This is a genomic window from Runella sp. SP2 (assembly GCF_003711225.1).
In the GTDB taxonomy this organism is placed as follows: Bacteria; Bacteroidota; Bacteroidia; order Cytophagales; family Spirosomataceae; genus Runella.
The window spans coordinates 2,552,289-2,568,733 of record NZ_CP031030.1 but is presented as its reverse complement, the minus strand read 5'-3'; the positions used below and the strand labels follow the sequence as shown (position 1 = coordinate 2,568,733).

14 protein-coding genes and 1 pseudogene are annotated in these 16,445 nt (G+C 46.1%); 10 read left to right on the top strand and 5 right to left on the bottom strand.

Features of this window, described 5'->3' with window-relative positions; genetic code table 11:
- The first annotated feature begins 118 nt into the window (after window positions 1-118).
- The 4 genes from DTQ70_RS10870 (at window position 119) to kdgD (ending at window position 5,042) form a co-directional block, all read left to right on the top strand.
- On the top strand, window positions 119-1,549 hold the full coding sequence (locus DTQ70_RS10870; RefSeq protein ID WP_122930823.1) for a GntP family permease: 1,431 nt from the start codon (window positions 119-121) through the stop codon (window positions 1,547-1,549).
- Window positions 1,550-1,570: 21 nt separating this feature from the next.
- Window positions 1,571-2,689, top strand: coding sequence for a mannonate dehydratase (locus DTQ70_RS10865; protein ID WP_122930822.1), 1,119 nt, complete (start codon window positions 1,571-1,573; stop codon window positions 2,687-2,689).
- A gap of 112 nt (window positions 2,690-2,801) precedes the next feature.
- Window positions 2,802-4,115: an enolase C-terminal domain-like protein gene (locus DTQ70_RS10860; RefSeq protein ID WP_122930821.1), complete on the top strand. Its 1,314-nt coding sequence runs from the start codon at window positions 2,802-2,804 to the stop codon at window positions 4,113-4,115.
- 21 nt (window positions 4,116-4,136) lie between these two features.
- The gene (gene kdgD / locus DTQ70_RS10855) at window positions 4,137-5,042 is read left to right on the top strand and encodes a 5-dehydro-4-deoxyglucarate dehydratase (protein WP_122930820.1); all 906 of its coding nucleotides are present in this window, start codon (window positions 4,137-4,139) and stop codon (window positions 5,040-5,042) included.
- Window positions 5,043-5,080: 38 nt separating this feature from the next.
- On the opposite strand, the gene DTQ70_RS10850 is transcribed toward kdgD, so the two are convergent.
- Entirely contained in the window at window positions 5,081-5,377 is a 297-nt protein-coding gene (locus tag DTQ70_RS10850; protein WP_122930819.1) for a DUF6958 family protein, read from the bottom strand.
- A 185-nt stretch (window positions 5,378-5,562) separates the two neighbouring features.
- On the opposite strand from DTQ70_RS10850, the gene DTQ70_RS10845 reads away from it, so the two are divergent.
- The 3 genes from DTQ70_RS10845 (at window position 5,563) to DTQ70_RS10835 (ending at window position 7,994) form a co-directional block, all read left to right on the top strand.
- Window positions 5,563-6,540: a ThuA domain-containing protein gene (locus tag DTQ70_RS10845; RefSeq protein ID WP_122930818.1), complete on the top strand. Its 978-nt coding sequence runs from the start codon at window positions 5,563-5,565 to the stop codon at window positions 6,538-6,540.
- A 174-nt stretch (window positions 6,541-6,714) separates the two neighbouring features.
- The gene (locus DTQ70_RS10840; protein WP_122930817.1) at window positions 6,715-7,206 is read left to right on the top strand and encodes a cupin domain-containing protein; all 492 of its coding nucleotides are present in this window, start codon (window positions 6,715-6,717) and stop codon (window positions 7,204-7,206) included.
- Window positions 7,207-7,223: 17 nt separating this feature from the next.
- Window positions 7,224-7,994 (top strand): SDR family NAD(P)-dependent oxidoreductase, encoded by a 771-nt coding sequence (locus tag DTQ70_RS10835; protein ID WP_122934360.1) that lies wholly within the window; start codon window positions 7,224-7,226, stop codon window positions 7,992-7,994.
- Between the two features lie 5 nt (window positions 7,995-7,999).
- Here DTQ70_RS10835 and DTQ70_RS10830 read toward each other — a convergent pair.
- Window positions 8,000-8,533, bottom strand: a pseudogene (locus tag DTQ70_RS10830) (Uma2 family endonuclease); the annotation flags it as partial.
- A gap of 266 nt (window positions 8,534-8,799) precedes the next feature.
- On the opposite strand from DTQ70_RS10830, the gene DTQ70_RS10825 reads away from it, so the two are divergent.
- The 3 genes from DTQ70_RS10825 to DTQ70_RS10815 are packed head-to-tail and all read left to right on the top strand — an operon-like array spanning window position 8,800 to window position 14,651.
- Complete coding sequence (locus tag DTQ70_RS10825) at window positions 8,800-11,580, top strand: c-type cytochrome (protein ID WP_122930816.1); 2,781 nt, start codon at window positions 8,800-8,802, stop codon at window positions 11,578-11,580.
- A 24-nt stretch (window positions 11,581-11,604) separates the two neighbouring features.
- The gene (locus tag DTQ70_RS10820; RefSeq protein ID WP_122930815.1) at window positions 11,605-13,728 is read left to right on the top strand and encodes a molybdopterin cofactor-binding domain-containing protein; all 2,124 of its coding nucleotides are present in this window, start codon (window positions 11,605-11,607) and stop codon (window positions 13,726-13,728) included.
- 50 nt (window positions 13,729-13,778) lie between these two features.
- The gene (locus tag DTQ70_RS10815; RefSeq protein WP_122930814.1) at window positions 13,779-14,651 is read left to right on the top strand and encodes a metallophosphoesterase; all 873 of its coding nucleotides are present in this window, start codon (window positions 13,779-13,781) and stop codon (window positions 14,649-14,651) included.
- 58 nt (window positions 14,652-14,709) lie between these two features.
- On the opposite strand, the gene DTQ70_RS10810 is transcribed toward DTQ70_RS10815, so the two are convergent.
- The 3 genes from DTQ70_RS10810 to DTQ70_RS10800 all read right to left on the bottom strand — a co-directional run bounded on the left by DTQ70_RS10810 (window position 14,710) and on the right by DTQ70_RS10800 (window position 16,438).
- Complete coding sequence (locus tag DTQ70_RS10810; RefSeq protein WP_122930813.1) at window positions 14,710-15,135, bottom strand: HNH endonuclease; 426 nt, start codon at window positions 15,133-15,135, stop codon at window positions 14,710-14,712.
- Window positions 15,128-15,508, bottom strand: a complete 381-nt coding sequence (locus tag DTQ70_RS10805; RefSeq protein WP_164489967.1) for an STAS/SEC14 domain-containing protein — start codon at window positions 15,506-15,508, stop codon at window positions 15,128-15,130. The genes DTQ70_RS10810 and DTQ70_RS10805 overlap by 8 nt, the downstream gene beginning before the upstream one ends.
- Window positions 15,509-15,571: 63 nt before the next feature.
- A complete protein-coding gene (locus tag DTQ70_RS10800; protein WP_122930811.1) occupies window positions 15,572-16,438 on the bottom strand; it encodes a LysR family transcriptional regulator in 867 nt (288 codons plus the stop codon).
- Window positions 16,439-16,445: the final 7 nt, after the last annotated feature.

The following is a 16,445-nucleotide window of genomic DNA, read 5'->3' as shown; positions in this document are numbered from 1 at the left end:
TCTGGAGAAGGGAATTTAAAGCCCTCTCCAGAAGGGAGAGGGTGGGGTGAGGTTGAATATTTAATAGCAAGACTTGCCAAGCTTGGAAAAATTGAAAAACCTAAACCTAAAACCCTGAATGTCTGATCCCTTATTTATTTTGTCGGTGGGCGTATTGATTGTGGTGGGTGGAATCATTGGCGTCAAGCTACATCCATTTTTGGCACTGTTGTTAGGTGCTCTTGCCGTTGCGATGTTGACACCCCCCGAAGTCATTGAGCAATACGCTTTGTCCAAAGGCACGGCCCCCGCTGCGGCCTTGGCGATGGCCAAAAAGAGCGTGGGTGAGCGCATTGCTACCGAGTTTGGAAATACCTGCGCCAAAATTGGCATTCTGATAGCAATGGCCGCCATTATTGGGAAATGTATGCTAGAAAGTGGCGCGGCCGAGCGCATCATTCGGTCGATACTTCGATTGACAGGCATTGAAAAAGCCCCGATTGCCTTTCTACTAAGCAGTTTTTTCCTCGGAATCCCCGTTTTTTTTGATACCGTTTTATTTTTGATGGTACCTCTTGCCAAAGCCATGACCCTCCGCATTGGTAAAAATTACCTTTTGTTGGTGTTGTGTATCATGGCGGGGGCGGCAATGGCCAATTCGCTGGTGCCCCCTGCGCCTGGACCGTTGTTCCTGATTGGCGAAATGCACATTCCGATGGGCTTGATGATGGTGACGGGCGTAATTGTGGGGCTTTTTACCATTACCTCGGGTTACTTTTTTGCCCTTTGGGCCAATAAAAAATGGCCAATTGAACTCCGCGACTCGCTGGATGCGAAACTGGAAGACATGAAGTCGATTGCGGCCAAGGAAACCAAACAGCTCCCTTCGTTGGGTGTTTCGTTGCTGCCTGTAGCTGTTCCTTTGTTTTTTATTTGTCTCGATACTGCTTTTAGCGCCTTTTTTAAAGCAAGTGAAGTCTCTACCACCTTGGTGGCAATTGTGAAATTTTTTGGCGATAAAAACATTGCCATTCTCACGGGAGGTTTCATTGCGTTGTGGGTGTTGGCAAGTCAGAAAAAGGACGCTAAAAAAGACGGATTAACACCTTTTGTACAGTCGGCCTTGATGAGTGGCGGAGGGATTATTTTGATTACGGCGGCGGGTGGTGCGTTTGGGGGAATGTTGCAGCAAACGGGCATCAGTGGCCGCATTGCTGATATGACCAAAGAATACCAAATGGCACTTATTCCAATGGCATTTTTTATTGCGGCCGTGGTGCGCACTGCCCAAGGTTCAGCTACGGTGGCGTTGATTACAGCCTCGGGTATTTTGTCAGGAATGGCCAGCAACGCCAACCTGTCATTTCACCCTGTTTATTTAGGGTTAGCGATTGGATGTGGCTCAAAATTAGTGCCTTGGATGAATGATGCTGGTTTTTGGATTATCTGTAAATTGAGCAATCTTACGGAAAAAGAAGCCCTCAAAACCATTTCGCCCTTGTTGGTAGTGATGGGGCTGACGGGTTTGATTGTCATTATGATTGGAGCGGCTTTGTTTCCATTGGTATAAAAAATAACCGTTTAAAATAAGATGAAACGTAGTAATTTTCTCAAAGCAGTTGCCGTAGGGTCGGTAAGTGCTTCGGTGACAGGTGCCGAAAAAGCCCATGCGGCGTCGCTTGTTACGCCTCCCAAAAAAGTATTGATGAAAGCAGGCTGCCAATCGGGCGGGACGAGCGTTGAAAATCTCGAATTTAAGGCCCGTCATGGTATCTTTAATATCGACGGCGGTGCGCCAAAAGTAATTCCAGGTAAAGGCTGGGATTTGGAGGATTCGTTGGCCAAAAAAGAAGCCTGCGAAAAGTACGGAATTAGTTTGGACGCGTACCATTATCCCTTGAGTTCGGCGGGAATCGACCGCGTGATTTACCCCAATATTATGTTGGGGAAAAGCCCTGAACGCGACCGTGAGATTGAGTATTTACAACAAATGATTCAAGTGGCGGGCAAATCGGGCATTAAAGTATTGAACTACAATACGACCATTTTGCCCGTGTTGCGGACGGGAAAATACACCGACCCCAAGCGCGGAAATGCTGAATACAGCGTTTGGAATTACGAAGAAGCATTGAAACGTAACGACCCTAAAACGGTGGCAGGAGATGTATCAATCGACCAAATTTTTGAACGAATTACGTATTTGCTCGACCGATTACTTCCCGTGGCCAAAGAGTACAAAGTCAAACTCGCGAACCATATCGCCGACCCGCCAGTGCCAGCGGCTTACCGTGGCGTGATGCGTTGGAACAGCCCCGATGTATTTAAAGGAATTCAACGTTTTGCCAAATTGTACGACAGTGAATACCATGGCTTTAACTTTTGCATTGGCTCCATTGCTGAGGGATTAAAAGACCCCAAAAATGAAATTTTTCCCATCATCAAATGGGTAGGGGAGCGCAATCAGATTTTTAACGTTCACCTAAGAAACATCAAAGGCAGTTTCAATAATTTCCAAGAAGTCTATCCCGACAACGGGGACATGGATTTTGTTAAGGTCGTTAGGGCATTACGCGACGTGGGGTATTCGGGGATGGTTATGCCCGACCACGTACCGCACCACCATGCAGCTAACAGTACTCAAGAAGCCTTTGCGTTTTGTTACGGTTACATCAAAGGTTTGTTGCAAGTAGTTGCCAGCGAAACGGCCTAATATCATTGATAAAAAAAAGACCCCAAAGACGTAAGATTGGGCACAAGAAGCGCTTTTAAAAAGTAATTCGTTTTAATCAATCTTACGTCTTTACCAATTTATTCAACTTTTTATGTCAATCAGCCTTCCCTCCCAAGGACCACGAATTAAAGAATTTAACATTACACCCATCGCGGTGGTGGACCCGCCTTTGCTCAATGCGGCGGGGCTTCACGCGCCTTATGCGCTGCGTACGGTGGTGGAACTTATCACCGACGATAACATCGTAGGAATCAGTGAAATCCCTGGCAATATCGACATCGACAAGGCACTGGAGCGAAGCAAACGCCTAATCATTGGCCAAGACCCGTTCCAACTCAATAAAATCAAGGACATTCTTCAAGCCGAATTTGGCACTGAAAAACCTGCCGACCGTGGGTTTACCCCTTGGGACCAACGTACGGTTGTGCACGTGTTTAGCTCCATTGAAGTAGCGTGTTTGGACATTATTGGTAAAATCATCAACCGCCCCGTCGTCGATTTGTTAGGCGGGCGTCGGCGCGATGCAGTGCCGTTTTCGGCTTATTTGTTTTATAAATACGAAGGAGCAGGGGGCAAACTTGAGTTTGGAACCGACCCCAATGCCACGGGCTGGGCGGCGGCTCGTCAGGCGAGTGCGCTCAACCCCGAAGAGATTGTTGCCCAAGCACATGCCATGTGCAAAGCGTTTGGTTTTAAGTCGATTAAGCTCAAAGGGGGCGTATTTGAGCCGCGCCAAGAAGTGGATGCTATTTTGGCCTTGCACAAAGCTTTTGGCCCCGATGTCCCTTTGCGTTTAGACCCCAATGCTCTCTGGACGGTAGAAACCTCCATCCAGTACGGCAAAGAAATGGAGGGGGTGCTTGAGTACTTGGAAGACCCCTGCCGTGGCCAGCAAAATATGGCGATGGTTCGGAAAGCGCTCAAAACACCGTTGGCAACCAATATGTGTACAACTTCGTTTGGTGATATTCCCAAGGCGATTGAGTTAGGTTCGGAGGACATTATTTTGAGCGACCACCATTTTTGGGGTGGCTTGCAAGAATCTATGAAACTCACCAGCGTTTGCGAAACCTTTGGGCGTGATTTGTCGATGCACTCCAACTCGCATTTGGGGATTTCGTTGGCGGCGATGGTGCACTTGGGAGCGGCTATTCCTAACCTACGTTACGCTCTCGATACCCACTACCCGTGGCAGTCGGACGAAATCGTGGTGGGCGGCCGTTTGAAATTTGAAGAAGGCGCCGTTGCCGTTCCCGAAGGCCCAGGTTTGGGTGTAGAGTTGGACAAAGCGGCCTTGGCCAAATTGCACGAAAACTACTTAAAATGCGGCCTGACCAAACGCGACGACGAAATCGAAATGCAAAAAGTAGTATCAGGCTGGAAATTTATGGCAACACGTTGGTAAATCACTCATCACTAAAAAAACATGGAACTTTCAAAAATAAAATCATCGCTCGAAGACGGGCTTCTTTCGTTTCCAATTACTGATTTTGACGAAAATGGAGAATTTAACGCCGAAACCTACGCCGAACGCCTCGAATGGTTTGTGAGCCACGATGTTTCGTCGGTGTTTGTAGCAGGGGGAACAGGGGAGTTTTTCTCGCTTTCGGCGGCAGAATACGAGCAGATTGTCAACCTTTCGGCGAAGGTTGTAGCCGAACGCGTACCCGTCATTTCGAGCGTGGGGCGTAGCATTCCTGAAGCCATTGCCTTTGCAAAAATGGCCGAAAAAGCAGGTATCAATGCACTGTTGCTTTTCCCTCCCTACCTGACCGAATGCCCGCAAGATGGGGTGTTTGAGTATGCCAAAACGATTATTCAAAATACCACGTTGCCCGTCATTTATTACAACCGTGGCAATGGTATTTTATCAACGCAGTACATTCAAAAACTAGCGGATGCCTGCCCCAATTTTATAGGATTAAAGGACGGTACGGGCAACATGCAAGACCTGAACGACACCATCAAAACCGTCGGAAAGCGCTTGTCGTACATCGGGGGAGTGCCTACGGCCGAGATTATTGCCGAAGCCTATTTGTCGATTGGAGTCAATACGTATTCGTCGGCGGCGTTCAATTTTGTGCCTGAATTGGCCAATAAATTTTACCACAGCCTCCGCGCGGGCGATACCGAAACGGTGGCCGAAATCACTAAGAGTTTTTACATTCCGTTGGTACGTTTGCGGAGCAAGAAAAACGGCTATGCGGTCAGTTTGATTAAAGCAGGGGCAAAAATAATTGGTAAAAGCGCAGGCGATGTTCGCCCACCGTTGTCGATGCCAACTGATGCCGACTATGCTGAACTTGAACAAATTATAAAAGCCAATAGCTAGAAAAATAAAAGAGGCGATTAGTGATAATCGCCTCTTTTTCATTGTGCTTGCTCTTCTCCTTTCAATGTATATTTTTCAGGCTTTGACTTCGTTCTGAAAATGATGCTTCTGGCTTCTAGGTCAAGTTTAACTGTTTCGCCGTACCATTGCACGCCACCCACAAAATCATCTTTTATCTTTTCGTACAATTTTTCCATGAGTTCGGTGTGGGTAAGCTCATCTTTCTCCAAAATTTGCAGCAAGTTTTTTCGGATGAAGTTGTATTTTTCTAATGATATTTTCTTGTTGACCTTCCCTTCTTTTGGATGAAGCGTTTGAATGGTTTCTTCTTTCATGGGTTTTGGAAATTAGTTTATGGGGAATTACATCACCTTCCCGAAAGTTCTAAAACTTTCGGGAAGGTTTGAAAGAAACTTTCGGGAGGGTTTCAAAAATCAATCCCAAAACAATAGATAGGAAGCAGGTATTTTTTGCTTTACCTACCTAAAGGTAAAATGTACTTTAAACCCCAGAAAAACCAATGAAGAAACTCAGTCTTTTGCTCCTTACGCTTGTGATAGGCATCTATGCTAGTCATGATTCGGTCGCTAATCCCTCAAAAAAAGTGTTAAAGGCACTCATCATTGACGGACAAAACAACCACGAACAATGGCCTAAAATCACCTACATGATGAAGCGTTACTTGGAGGAAACGGGTAAATTTACCGTGGACGTACAGCGTACCTACTATACTTGGAACGGAGGAGATTTGGAAGCAAAGTACCCAATCAAAGGTCTTCCTGCGACGCAATCGTTGCCCAAACCCAAGATGGATTCGGCCTATCATCCCGATTTTTTCAAGTACGATGTCGTTATCTGTAATTTTGGTTGGAACGCTGCCCCTTGGTCGGACGGTACGCAAGCTGATTTTGAAAAATACATCAATAATGGCGGTGGTCTAGTGGTGGTTCATGCTGCTGATAACTCGTTTCCGATGTGGCCTGCCTATAACCGCATGATTGGTTTGGGAGGTTGGGGCGACCGCACTGAAAAAGACGGCCCATTTGTATATTACGACAAAGAGGGCAAGTTAGTGAGAGACACCAGTCCAGGACGGGCGGGCTCACACGGGGCGCAAAAGGAGTTTTTGATTACGGTGCGCAATTCAAAACACCCCATTACGAAGGGAATGCCGCTGAATTGGATGCACTCCAAAGACGAAATGTACGACCGCTTGCGTGGGCCTGCCGAAAATATGGAGGTACTGGCCACGGCTTTTTCTCCGAAAGACAATCGCGGCACCGACCGCCACGAACCCATGCTGATGACCATCAAACAAGGCAAAGGCCGCATTTTCCACACGCCACTTGGGCACGTTGATTATTCGGTAGAGTGCGTAGGCTTTATTATTTCTCTTCAGCGCGGAGCACAGTGGGCGGCAACGGGCAAAGTTGATATTCCAATTCCTGCCGATTTCCCTACGGAAACAGCGGTGAGCCAGCGTAAGTTTGTGGAGTAATACGCGCTGATAAAAGCGTTGAGTAGAGAGAAAGTCTTACTCAACGCTTAAAAATTCAAAATTTGGCAAGCGATATTGCCTGATTTTGTCAATATTCTGCCGTTTTTTGTATAGTACCTTCCCAAGAAAGAAATATACTTTTGTGAGAAATTAACTTATTTTTTTACAAAATATATGACTAATTCCATTCGACGTATAGTGACAGGCCATACCGATGACGGTACGGCTATTTTTATGTCTGATACTTCCTTTGAAACGGTCGTTATCCCCTCGGGGGATGCCGCTATGACCACTATTTGGACAACAGCCACTGTTCCTGCTGACTGTAACGATGAAACCGATGGCCGTCAACGAGATGCGGGTACGACGCTCAATGGTGGCTCGGTCATTCGTATCGTGGATATGTTGCCTAATGCTTCATCCCCATTTCATCGTTCCAATAGTATCGACTACGGTATTGTAATTAGTGGTTCGATAGAACTCGAACTTGATAATGGCGTTTTCAAAACGGTAGAAGCGGGCGGAATCATCGTACAACGTGGAACGATTCATAAATGGAGAAATCCCTCCGATGACCAAATTTGCCGTATCGTATTTGTGCTCATTGAAGCAAAATCGTTTGAAGTGAATGGAATGGCTTTGGAAGAATGTATGATTCATGATTAGCCCTCTAAATGAGCAAGATGCAACAGTTATTTAGGCTAGATGGCAAAGTGGTGTTGGTTACAGGGGCTTCTTCGGGTATGGGGAAGGCTATTGCATTAGCGATGGGGGCGCAAGGTGCGGTGGTAATTGTATCGAGCAAAGATGCTGGCGCGTGTGAAGAAGTAGTGGCCGAATTGTCGGTGGCTAATGTGGAGGCAATGGCCCTTCCCTGCGATATGTCACGTAAAGAAGAAATAGAACATCTCGCCCAAAAAGTACTTGAAAAGTACGAGCGAATTGACGTATTGGTGAGTGGGGTAGGCGTTGCGCCCGTGGGTTCGTCGGGTACAATTGAAACGACACATTTTGAGGATGTTATGAAAATTAATGTTCAAAATGCCCTTTATTTAACCCAATTGTTGCTCCCATCGATGGTAAAAAGGTGCGATGGTGTATTAATTTATTTAGCAAGTATTGCGAGCGTTCGAGGCAACAAATCCATTGGACTTTACGGAATGTCGAAAGCCGCACTGGTTCAAATGGTTAGAAACATTGCCGTAGAATATGGCCCCTACAATATCCGAGCCAATGCCATTTCGCCAGGAATGATTGATACTCCTTTTTCACAATCGTTGATGCAAAACAAAGCGTTTATGGAACGTCGTTTGGCACTGACTCCCCTGCGACGGGTAGGGACGCCTGAAGAGATAGCAGGGGTAGTGGTGATGCTAGCGTCTAATGCTGGGGGCTTCATAACGGGGCAAAATATCATCGTTGACGGAGGTACAACCATTAGCGATGGGAATTAAGGGGGCTAAGAAGCACTAAACACTTCCTTCAGATTGAGTTGTAAATCAGGAAAAATGACGCTTGTTAACACCTCATCATCCACGTAAATCGTAGCTGGACTGTACACCTCCACTTCCGTCAAGTGAAACTGGAAAGCGTTCTCGTGTTCGGGGTTAATAATAAGGTATTCTCGTACGCCATTTTCCTCGTAAAGGTCTTTTTTGAGTTTCATTTCTTTGGAAGAATTGCCTGGCGAAAGTATTTCAATCACCAAATCTGGTGCACCGTTGCAGCCTCTATCGTCGAGTTTGTCTAAATCACAAATAATACAAATATCAGGTTGGACAACGCTGTATACATTTTTATCTCCTTTGGTAGCCTTACGTTTGTCGTATAGCCGAACGTCGAAAGGAGCAGCATACGCTTCACAACGATGGTTCCTAAATGCGGTTCCAATTGTTAATGTCAACGTCCAAGATATTTTTTGATGCCTACGACTTGGCCCCGACATCGGGAAGATTTTGCCTTTGATTAACTCAACTGCCTGCTCAAACTTCCACGAAAGATAGTCGGCATAGGTATAATTTTCGTAGGAAAGGTCTAATTATGAAAGGCTTGTAATTTCACTCATAACTTTAAATTTTTACAAAAATAAATGAAACGATTTGAAAACAAAGTGGCACTCGTTACAGGAGCTGCTTCGGGAATTGGCCGTGTTTCGCCTGAAGCATGTCACCAAGCCATCCACTTTCAACGTATGTATCCTAATTAGTAGATTTTGACCCATTTAGGCTTATACGTACAACTTGAAAAACCCAAAGTTGTATGCAAACCTCTACGTTAAAACTAGGCTTGGTAAGTGCCTGTTTAGCACTTGCTTTTTGCTCTTTCATTGTTTCAATCCCCCCCAATGAATCGCTGAAAAAGGTGTACGAAAATCAATCGGATACCTTGACCAAAGTAAAGCTACCGCCTGGGGCTGACCCCGAAAGCGAAGATTGGAAAGGCATTGATTTAGAACCCAAAGCCCCCGTTCGACCGCTCGGTGTGGCTGAGGAGCAAAGTCGGTTTTTACTGCCGCCAGGTTACCGCATTGAGCCTGTTTTGACCGAACCCGCCATCCAACAACCAGGTGCCATTGCCTTTGATGGCAACGGACGTATGTATGTCTTGGAACTGCGTTCTTATATGTTGGACGCTGATTCAAAAAACGAGCTAGAGCCTACCAGTCGCATTTCTCGTTGGGAAGACAAAAACAACGATGGCGTGTATGAGTCAGGAACGACTTTTTTGGACAATTTAATCTTTCCGCGTTTTGTGCTGCCCTACGGCAAAGACTGCATCCTCACCATGGAGTCTGACGCCGATAATGTGTATAAATATACCGATACCAACGGCGATGGCAAGGCCGATAAAAAAGAACTTTTTACCACCAAATACGGTCGGTCGGGGAATGTGGAGCACCAGCAGGCGTTTATGTATTATGGCATGGACAACTGGCTTTACAGTACCGTCAATGCTTTTCGGGTGCGGGAAACGCCCAATGGGGTGATTCGTGAAAAAACGGGCTTTAACCGCGCCCAATGGGGCGTGACGCACGACGACGACGGGAAATTATGGTTTCAGGGTGGAGCAAGTGGCTTGCCTTCGTATTTTCAGTTCCCGATTCATTATGGCAATTTTGAAGTACCCAATGAATTTGCCAAAGGCTTCGATGTACCTTGGGGAGCGCCCGTCAAACTGGCTGATATGCAGGGTGGAATGGACGAAGTACGTCAACCAGATGGCTCGTTAAATCGGGTGACGGGTGCGGCAGGAAATGACGTGTATCGCGGCGATCGTTTGCCCGAAAATATCAAAGGACAGTATTTTTATGGTGAACCCGTTGCGCGAATTGTTCGCCAAATCAATCCCGTCGTTACGGAAGGGTTGACCACGCTCCATAACGTATTTCAAGACCAAAAATCGGAGTTTTTACGCTCTACTGACCCGCTTTTTCGCCCCGTTGACATGGCCACTGCCCCCGACGGAACAATGTACATTGTGGATATGTACCACGGTATTATTCAGGAAGGACAATGGACACAAAAAGGAACCTACCTGCGTACCAAAATTGAGCAATACCAATTGGATAAAGTGGTGGGATTGGGTCGAATTTGGCGCATCACATACGACGGAAAAGAACGCGATAAAGCCTCGCCAAAAATGCTTACCGAAAACGCGGCGGCTTTGGTCAAACATTTGGAACACCCCAACGGCTGGCGTCGCGATGCTGCTCAACAGTTAATCGTACTCAAAAAAGACCTTTCGGTGGTACCAGCCTTGACTTCTATGGCCCTGACTAGCAAGAGTGTCGTCGCTCGATTCCATGCGTTGTGGTCGCTGGAAGGATTGGGAGCGTTGAAAGTGAATTTGGTGCAAAAATTGATGCAAGACCTCAACCCGCGCGTCCGTATTCAGGCCATTCGTGCCAGTGAAACGCTTTATAAAGCAGGCGAAAAAAGTTTAGAAACGACCTACGCGAGCTTACTCAACGACCCCGACGCCAACGTGGTGATTCAAGCCATGATGACGGCCAAATTTTTGAAGTTGCCAAACATGGAAAGTGGTATCAAAGCCGCCATGGAAAAGAACAATGCAGCGGGCATAAAACTGGTAGGTTCGCAAATCATTGAGCCTCCTAAATCCAGAAATATGGGGCCGTTTGGTGGGGGAGCACTGAACAAAGAGCAACAGGCGTCTTTGGATAGAGGTGCCATGATTTACAATGAACTGTGCTCTCAATGCCATGGCAATAATGGCCAAGGAACGCCCGCAGGAAACGGCAAATTGATAGCTCCAGCGTTGGCAGGTTCAGCCCGTATTCAGTCGCATCCCGAGTATGCCGTTCGGGTAGTTTTGCACGGAATGGAAGGGGCGATTGACGGAAAAACCTACGCGGGAGGAATGATGACTTCGATGAAAGAACATTCGGACGAATGGGTCGCAGATGTCATTTCGTACATCAGAAATGGGTTGTCGAACGATGCTTCGTTGGTGACGCCGCAGCAAGTGGCGGGTATTCGGGCTAAAACAGCCGATCAAAAAGGAATGTATCCGTACGATAAATTGATAAAAACCGTGCCGCAGGAATTACAGCCTCAAGAAGGTTGGAAAATAACGGCAAGCCACACGACATCAACCCGCATTGGAGGAAATGTCTCTCCTCAAAGTGCATTTACGTACGAAGGCTGGACTACGGGCGGGCGTCAAACCAAAGGAATGTGGTACCAAATTGAGTTTCCAAAAGAAGTGAACTTAACCGAACTGCAATTTGTCGCACCTGCCAGTATCAAAAAAGGCTGGCAACGCAACCCCAAAGCTCCCCAAACTCCACCTCCGATGGTTCAGTCTTACCCAAGGGCTTATACCGTTGAGACATCGTCTGATGGGACAACTTGGAAAGAATCTTTGGCACCGTTGAAGGGAAAAGAAGGCGAAAATGTAGTTGCTTTGGGCAATGTTAAAACCAAGTTTTTACGTCTAAAAATCAATGAAGACTTGGCCCAAGACAGCGATGAAGTTCCGTGGTCGATGCGACAACTGAAGGTTTTTGGTCAAAATTAAAAAGCGGTATATTCCGTACACACCATGTCTATCAAATTCAACCGTAGGGATTTTATAAAAGCCTCCACCATGATGGGAGGGGGCTTTTTGCTGAGTTTTCGGGGAAGTGATTCGTTGGCGGCTACGTTGCCTGTGGAGGTGAGTTTCAACAGTTACCTTTCCATTTCTCCCGATAACGTCATCACCATTTTTGCCCCGAATCCAGAAGTCGGTCAGAACATCAAAACGGCTTTTCCTATGATTGTGGCCGAAGAATTGGATGCCGATTGGAAGAACGTTAAAATCGTTCAAGCCCATTTGGATACCAAAAAATTCAATCGCCAAGCCACGGCAGGCAGCGGCGCCATGCAGCATTCGTGGGATCGACTTCGCAAAGCAGGCGCCACTGCCCGTTGGATGCTCATGGAAGCCGCCGCCAAACGCTGGAACGTAGCTCCCCATACGTTGACGACGGATAATGGCTGGGTGTGGCATAAAGAATCGGGCCGCAAACTAACTTACGGCGAATTAGCCACCGATGCCGCCGCTTTACCCGTACCGACGGAGGTAAAGTTTAAAGACAAAAAAGATTACAAACTGATTGGTAAACCCATTCATAGTGTCGATAACGCAGACATCATTGCGGGAAAACCGATTTATGGCTCAGACATTTATCGGGAAGGAATGCTGTTGGCGATGATTGAACGCCCGCCGTTTGGTACAAAAATAAAATCGGTCGAAACCGCAGCGGCCAAAGCCATGCCTGGCATTGTGGAGGTGATTGTGTTTAAGAACAAAGTAGCGGTGTTAGGGAAGTCCACGTGGCAAGTAATGAACGCCCGCAAGGCACTCAAAGTAACTTACGAACCCGACGAAGCGGTTGAAAGCACGGCTGACCACGACCGCATTATGAAACAATTGCTGGAAAAATCAGACGTAAAACCATCGCGCAAAGACGGTGATGTCGAGGCAGTATTGAAAACTGCACCCCAAATTATTACCCGCGAATACCAAGCGCCTTTTTTGTCTCACGCCTGCATGGAACCCATGAATTTCTTTGCGCACGTGAAAGAAGATGGCGTTGAACTGATTGGGCCTGCCCAATTGCCCGAAGATACCCGAAAAAACGTGGCGAAATTGTTGGGCGTTGATATTGAGAAAGTTACCTTAGAAATGACGCGCATGGGCGGTGGATTCGGCCGCCGACAGCGTTCGGATTATTCGATGGAAGCCGCCGAATTGTCGAGTTTGGTCAAAGCGCCCGTTAAGCTCATGTGGACGCGCGAGGACGACATGCGAGGTGGGCAGTACCGACCAGCAATGCGCTACCGTTTTGAGGCGGCACTAGACGCAAAAGGCAATTGGATAGGCTACCGAATGCGGGGCGTGGGCGTCAACTCAGGTAACAGCACACGCCCTGATCATTTTCCTGCGGGCGCTGTGCCAAATTTTCAGGTGGACTCCATCGACCACAAATCACCCGTGACGACGAGTCCGTGGCGGGCACCGTCCGAGAATTTTTTGGGGTTTGCTGAGCAGTCTTTTTTTGATGAAATCGCCACCGCCGCCCACCGCGACCCCATCGAATACCGTTTGGAATACCTCGAAAAAGCCCAAAAAGAACCCGTTGGGTCGGTTAAGTACGACATTGAGCGTATGAAGGGAGTGATAAAACTGGTGGCCGAAAAATCGAATTGGGGCAAAAAGAAAAACGTTTTTCAAGGCTTTAGCGCCTATTTTTCGCACGGGTCGTACATTGCGCAAGTGGCTGAAATTGAGGAGGTAAAAGGTCGTATAGTGCTGCGAAAGATGATCGCCGCAGTGGACTGTGGGGTAGTGGTTAACCTCAGCGGCGCGTACCAGCAAGTGCAAGGTGGAATCATCGACGGCTTGGGACACGCCTTATATGGCGAAGTAACCCTCAAAGACGGTATCCCCAACCAACAAAATTTTGATACCTACCGCTTGATACGCATCAACGAAATTCCCGCCGTGGAGGTGCATTTTGTGGACAGTGCCATCAACCCCACGGGTTTGGGTGAACCCGCCCTTCCGCCTGCCGCTGCTGCTTTTGCCAACGCCTTTTTCAAAGCTACGGGCAAACGGCTTTATAACCAACCTTTTATGAAAGAAGAGGCGATGAAAGGAGTGAGGTTTGGGGTGAAATAGATAGCCTGAACTGTGCTTTTTTCAGTTATACCTTTAAAAATGGCATTTTCATGATGAAGCACTTTCTACTTATTTTGGTTTACTGTCTCTGTTTAAATGCAGTTTCGGCTCAAAACGGCAACTTTTCTTTCGTTTTTATGACTGATATGCACCTACGTCCCGACCCCGTCGTAGAAAAAGCATTCAATAAAGTAGTACAACGAATAGAGCAAATTAAACCTGATTTTGTGCTTTCGGGGGGAGATCAGATTTTTGACATTATGCGGGGGAATCGGGCAAAAGGGGATTCTCTTTTTACCTATTACCTAAGCCAGACCCGTAGATTTAAAGTCCCAGTTTACAATTGCGTAGGAAACCACGATCTCTTTGGTATATACGAGGAAAGCCCAGAGGATTCCTCGCATCCCGACTATAAACTGGGCATGTTTAAGCGATATTTTGGTGATCCCTACTATTCATTTAACCACAAAGGATGGCATTTTATGGTCTTAAACGTGCTGGATGTAGATAACTACAAGTATATCGGGAAAGTGGATGAAGGACAGTTAAAATGGATAAAAAATGACCTCAGTTCCGTAAAACCCGAAACCCCCGTGGTGGTAGTCGCCCACATTCCTTTGGTTACAACTTACCATGACTTGTATCCTCCTCAAAATGGCTACCTCTCTCAGCCCCCAGTGACTAACCGTAATGAAGTCTTGGCGCTTTTTAAAGACTATAACCTCAAGTTTGTTCTTCAAGGACACATTCACTGGTTTGAGGACTTAAACATAGCAGGAAAAACCCACTACATTACGGGTGGCTCCATCGCTGGCCGACCATCATGGCGCGGTAACACACATGGTTCAAGGGGCTTTTTGAAATTTAGTGTATCTGGTGGCGACGCTACCTATGAGTTTGTTTCGTATGAGGGTAAAGACTGACATTTGTGAAATAGAAGACCAATTAAGGAAAGTCGTAGCGGGTATATTAGTTGTAATATTATTCAGGAGGATGCTCACCGATGGCAATTAGAGCACGTCTAAGATTTTTCAACGGACGACGATTCAAATTGAGGGCTTCGATTGTAGCGCGGCCAGTGGCAGTTTTTCCAATGATTAAGGTGGATGTTTCATCCCACATAAAATGTTCTTCCCATGACATTGTACGTGGGTTAAACAAAGAAGAAAGATGTAACGAAATAGGGTCGGTGAATTCAGTTTTATCGGATTTGATAATATTACACCCGAGGCAGGCTAATGCTAAATTAAGAAAATCGTTGGAACCATCTTTAGAAACTGGCTGGATGTGCTCGATGGAAAACGGCTCTGTAGTAAAATCAGCAGGGCTTTTACAATACTCACAGTATCCTTGAGCTCTTGTAAAAATGGCTTGCTTTGTGCTTGGTGAAATATAAGACTTAGCCATTAAGTGATCCTGAAATTCCCAACTGCTTCATTAATTCACGGACTGTGACTTGTCGCAGCCGAGCAAGTGAGGTTAAGTACTTGAGTCGGCTTACATTTAGTTTTTCAATTTTATCGAGTAAAATAAGAAGCTCAGCGTACTCTTCCGCAGAAATTGTTTCATCTAAACGTTTTTGGTTGAGAACCTTAAAGCGCTCGATTTGGCCAATGGAGAGACTTTTATTTATTTTTTTTAATAAAAAAGCTTCTGTTTTTTGATTATCAGGTGTTTCGCGTTGAGCTCTTAATGAAATTATATTGGCAATAAGAGTATCTAAAGAACGATTATCTAATCGCTCTGCCTCGTGAAAAAGCGCTGAGAGGGACGAATTCATGCCTATGAAGGTTGATTTTTTTACTAAAATACAAGAAAAATAACGCAAAAAGAAAAACATTCCTCAAATCCCCCGCAACAACTCATACAGCTTTTTTACCGCCTGCTTCTCGTAGGCTTCTTTGAGTGAAATAATCATAATCGTTCGTTTCATGTTTTCACCTTCGATGGGGATGCCTACTACTTCTGGGTCATTGACGCTGGTATCACTCAAGATGGTGTGCCAAAACCCCGTTTTTACAATTTCAAACAACGTAGGTATGTCGTTGATTTCCATGCAGATGTTGGGTTCTAATTTTTTTTGGCTGAACACTTCTTCAAAAAACTGGATCGTACTGTAGCCGCTGAAAGGGAGTGCCAAAGGAAGGGTTGCTACTTCATGAAGAGAGATTGTTTTTTTGGAGGCCAACGATGATTTCTTAGCAGTAACCAATACCATATTAGAGGTCAAAATAGGCTGGTATTTGAGGTGTGGCTCGTTGGGCTTTTCGTGGAAAATCAAGACAAAATCAAATTGGTGCGAATTGAGCTTATCGAGCAGGTCTTTGGTGGTGCCGAACACCACTTGGATCTTGATATTTGGGTACTGCTGGGCAAACTGTATCAAGGTTTTGGCAAAAAGAATCCGCATGGAATAAATCACGCCGACGGTAATTTTTCCCGTGTTCAGGTTTTTCAAATCTTGCAAGAGCAATAATCCTTCATTCGCTCTATTTATGCTCTGCAACGCATACTCTCCAAACAAATCTCCTGCTTCAGTGAGCGTGATGCGTTTGCCGATACGGTTAAACAAAGGCACGTTTAACTCATCTTCCAATTGTTTGATTTGCTGGGAAAGGGTGCTTTGGCTAATATTTAATGCCTTTGCCGCCTCCGTAAAGTTCAAGAGCTCCTTGGCTTTTAAAAAATACTTCAGTTGTCTTAATTCCATTTTTCTA

Excerpts from the sequence above, each read along its gene's own strand:
- DTQ70_RS10870 (WP_122930823.1), top strand. The coding sequence starts at position 119 with ATGTCTGATCCCTTATTTATTTTGTCGGTGGGCGTATTGATTGTGGTG.
- DTQ70_RS10865 (WP_122930822.1), top strand. The coding sequence starts at position 1,571 with ATGAAACGTAGTAATTTTCTCAAAGCAGTTGCCGTAGGGTCGGTAAGT.
- DTQ70_RS10860 (WP_122930821.1), top strand. The coding sequence starts at position 2,802 with ATGTCAATCAGCCTTCCCTCCCAAGGACCACGAATTAAAGAATTTAAC.
- kdgD (WP_122930820.1), top strand. The coding sequence starts at position 4,137 with ATGGAACTTTCAAAAATAAAATCATCGCTCGAAGACGGGCTTCTTTCG.
- DTQ70_RS10850 (WP_122930819.1), bottom strand. The coding sequence starts at position 5,377 with ATGAAAGAAGAAACCATTCAAACGCTTCATCCAAAAGAAGGGAAGGTC.
- DTQ70_RS10845 (WP_122930818.1), top strand. The coding sequence starts at position 5,563 with ATGAAGAAACTCAGTCTTTTGCTCCTTACGCTTGTGATAGGCATCTAT.
- DTQ70_RS10840 (WP_122930817.1), top strand. The coding sequence starts at position 6,715 with ATGACTAATTCCATTCGACGTATAGTGACAGGCCATACCGATGACGGT.
- DTQ70_RS10835 (WP_122934360.1), top strand. The coding sequence starts at position 7,224 with ATGCAACAGTTATTTAGGCTAGATGGCAAAGTGGTGTTGGTTACAGGG.
- DTQ70_RS10825 (WP_122930816.1), top strand. The coding sequence starts at position 8,800 with ATGCAAACCTCTACGTTAAAACTAGGCTTGGTAAGTGCCTGTTTAGCA.
- DTQ70_RS10820 (WP_122930815.1), top strand. The coding sequence starts at position 11,605 with ATGTCTATCAAATTCAACCGTAGGGATTTTATAAAAGCCTCCACCATG.
- DTQ70_RS10815 (WP_122930814.1), top strand. The coding sequence starts at position 13,779 with ATGATGAAGCACTTTCTACTTATTTTGGTTTACTGTCTCTGTTTAAAT.
- DTQ70_RS10810 (WP_122930813.1), bottom strand. The coding sequence starts at position 15,135 with ATGGCTAAGTCTTATATTTCACCAAGCACAAAGCAAGCCATTTTTACA.
- DTQ70_RS10805 (WP_164489967.1), bottom strand. The coding sequence starts at position 15,508 with ATGAATTCGTCCCTCTCAGCGCTTTTTCACGAGGCAGAGCGATTAGAT.
- DTQ70_RS10800 (WP_122930811.1), bottom strand. The coding sequence starts at position 16,438 with ATGGAATTAAGACAACTGAAGTATTTTTTAAAAGCCAAGGAGCTCTTG.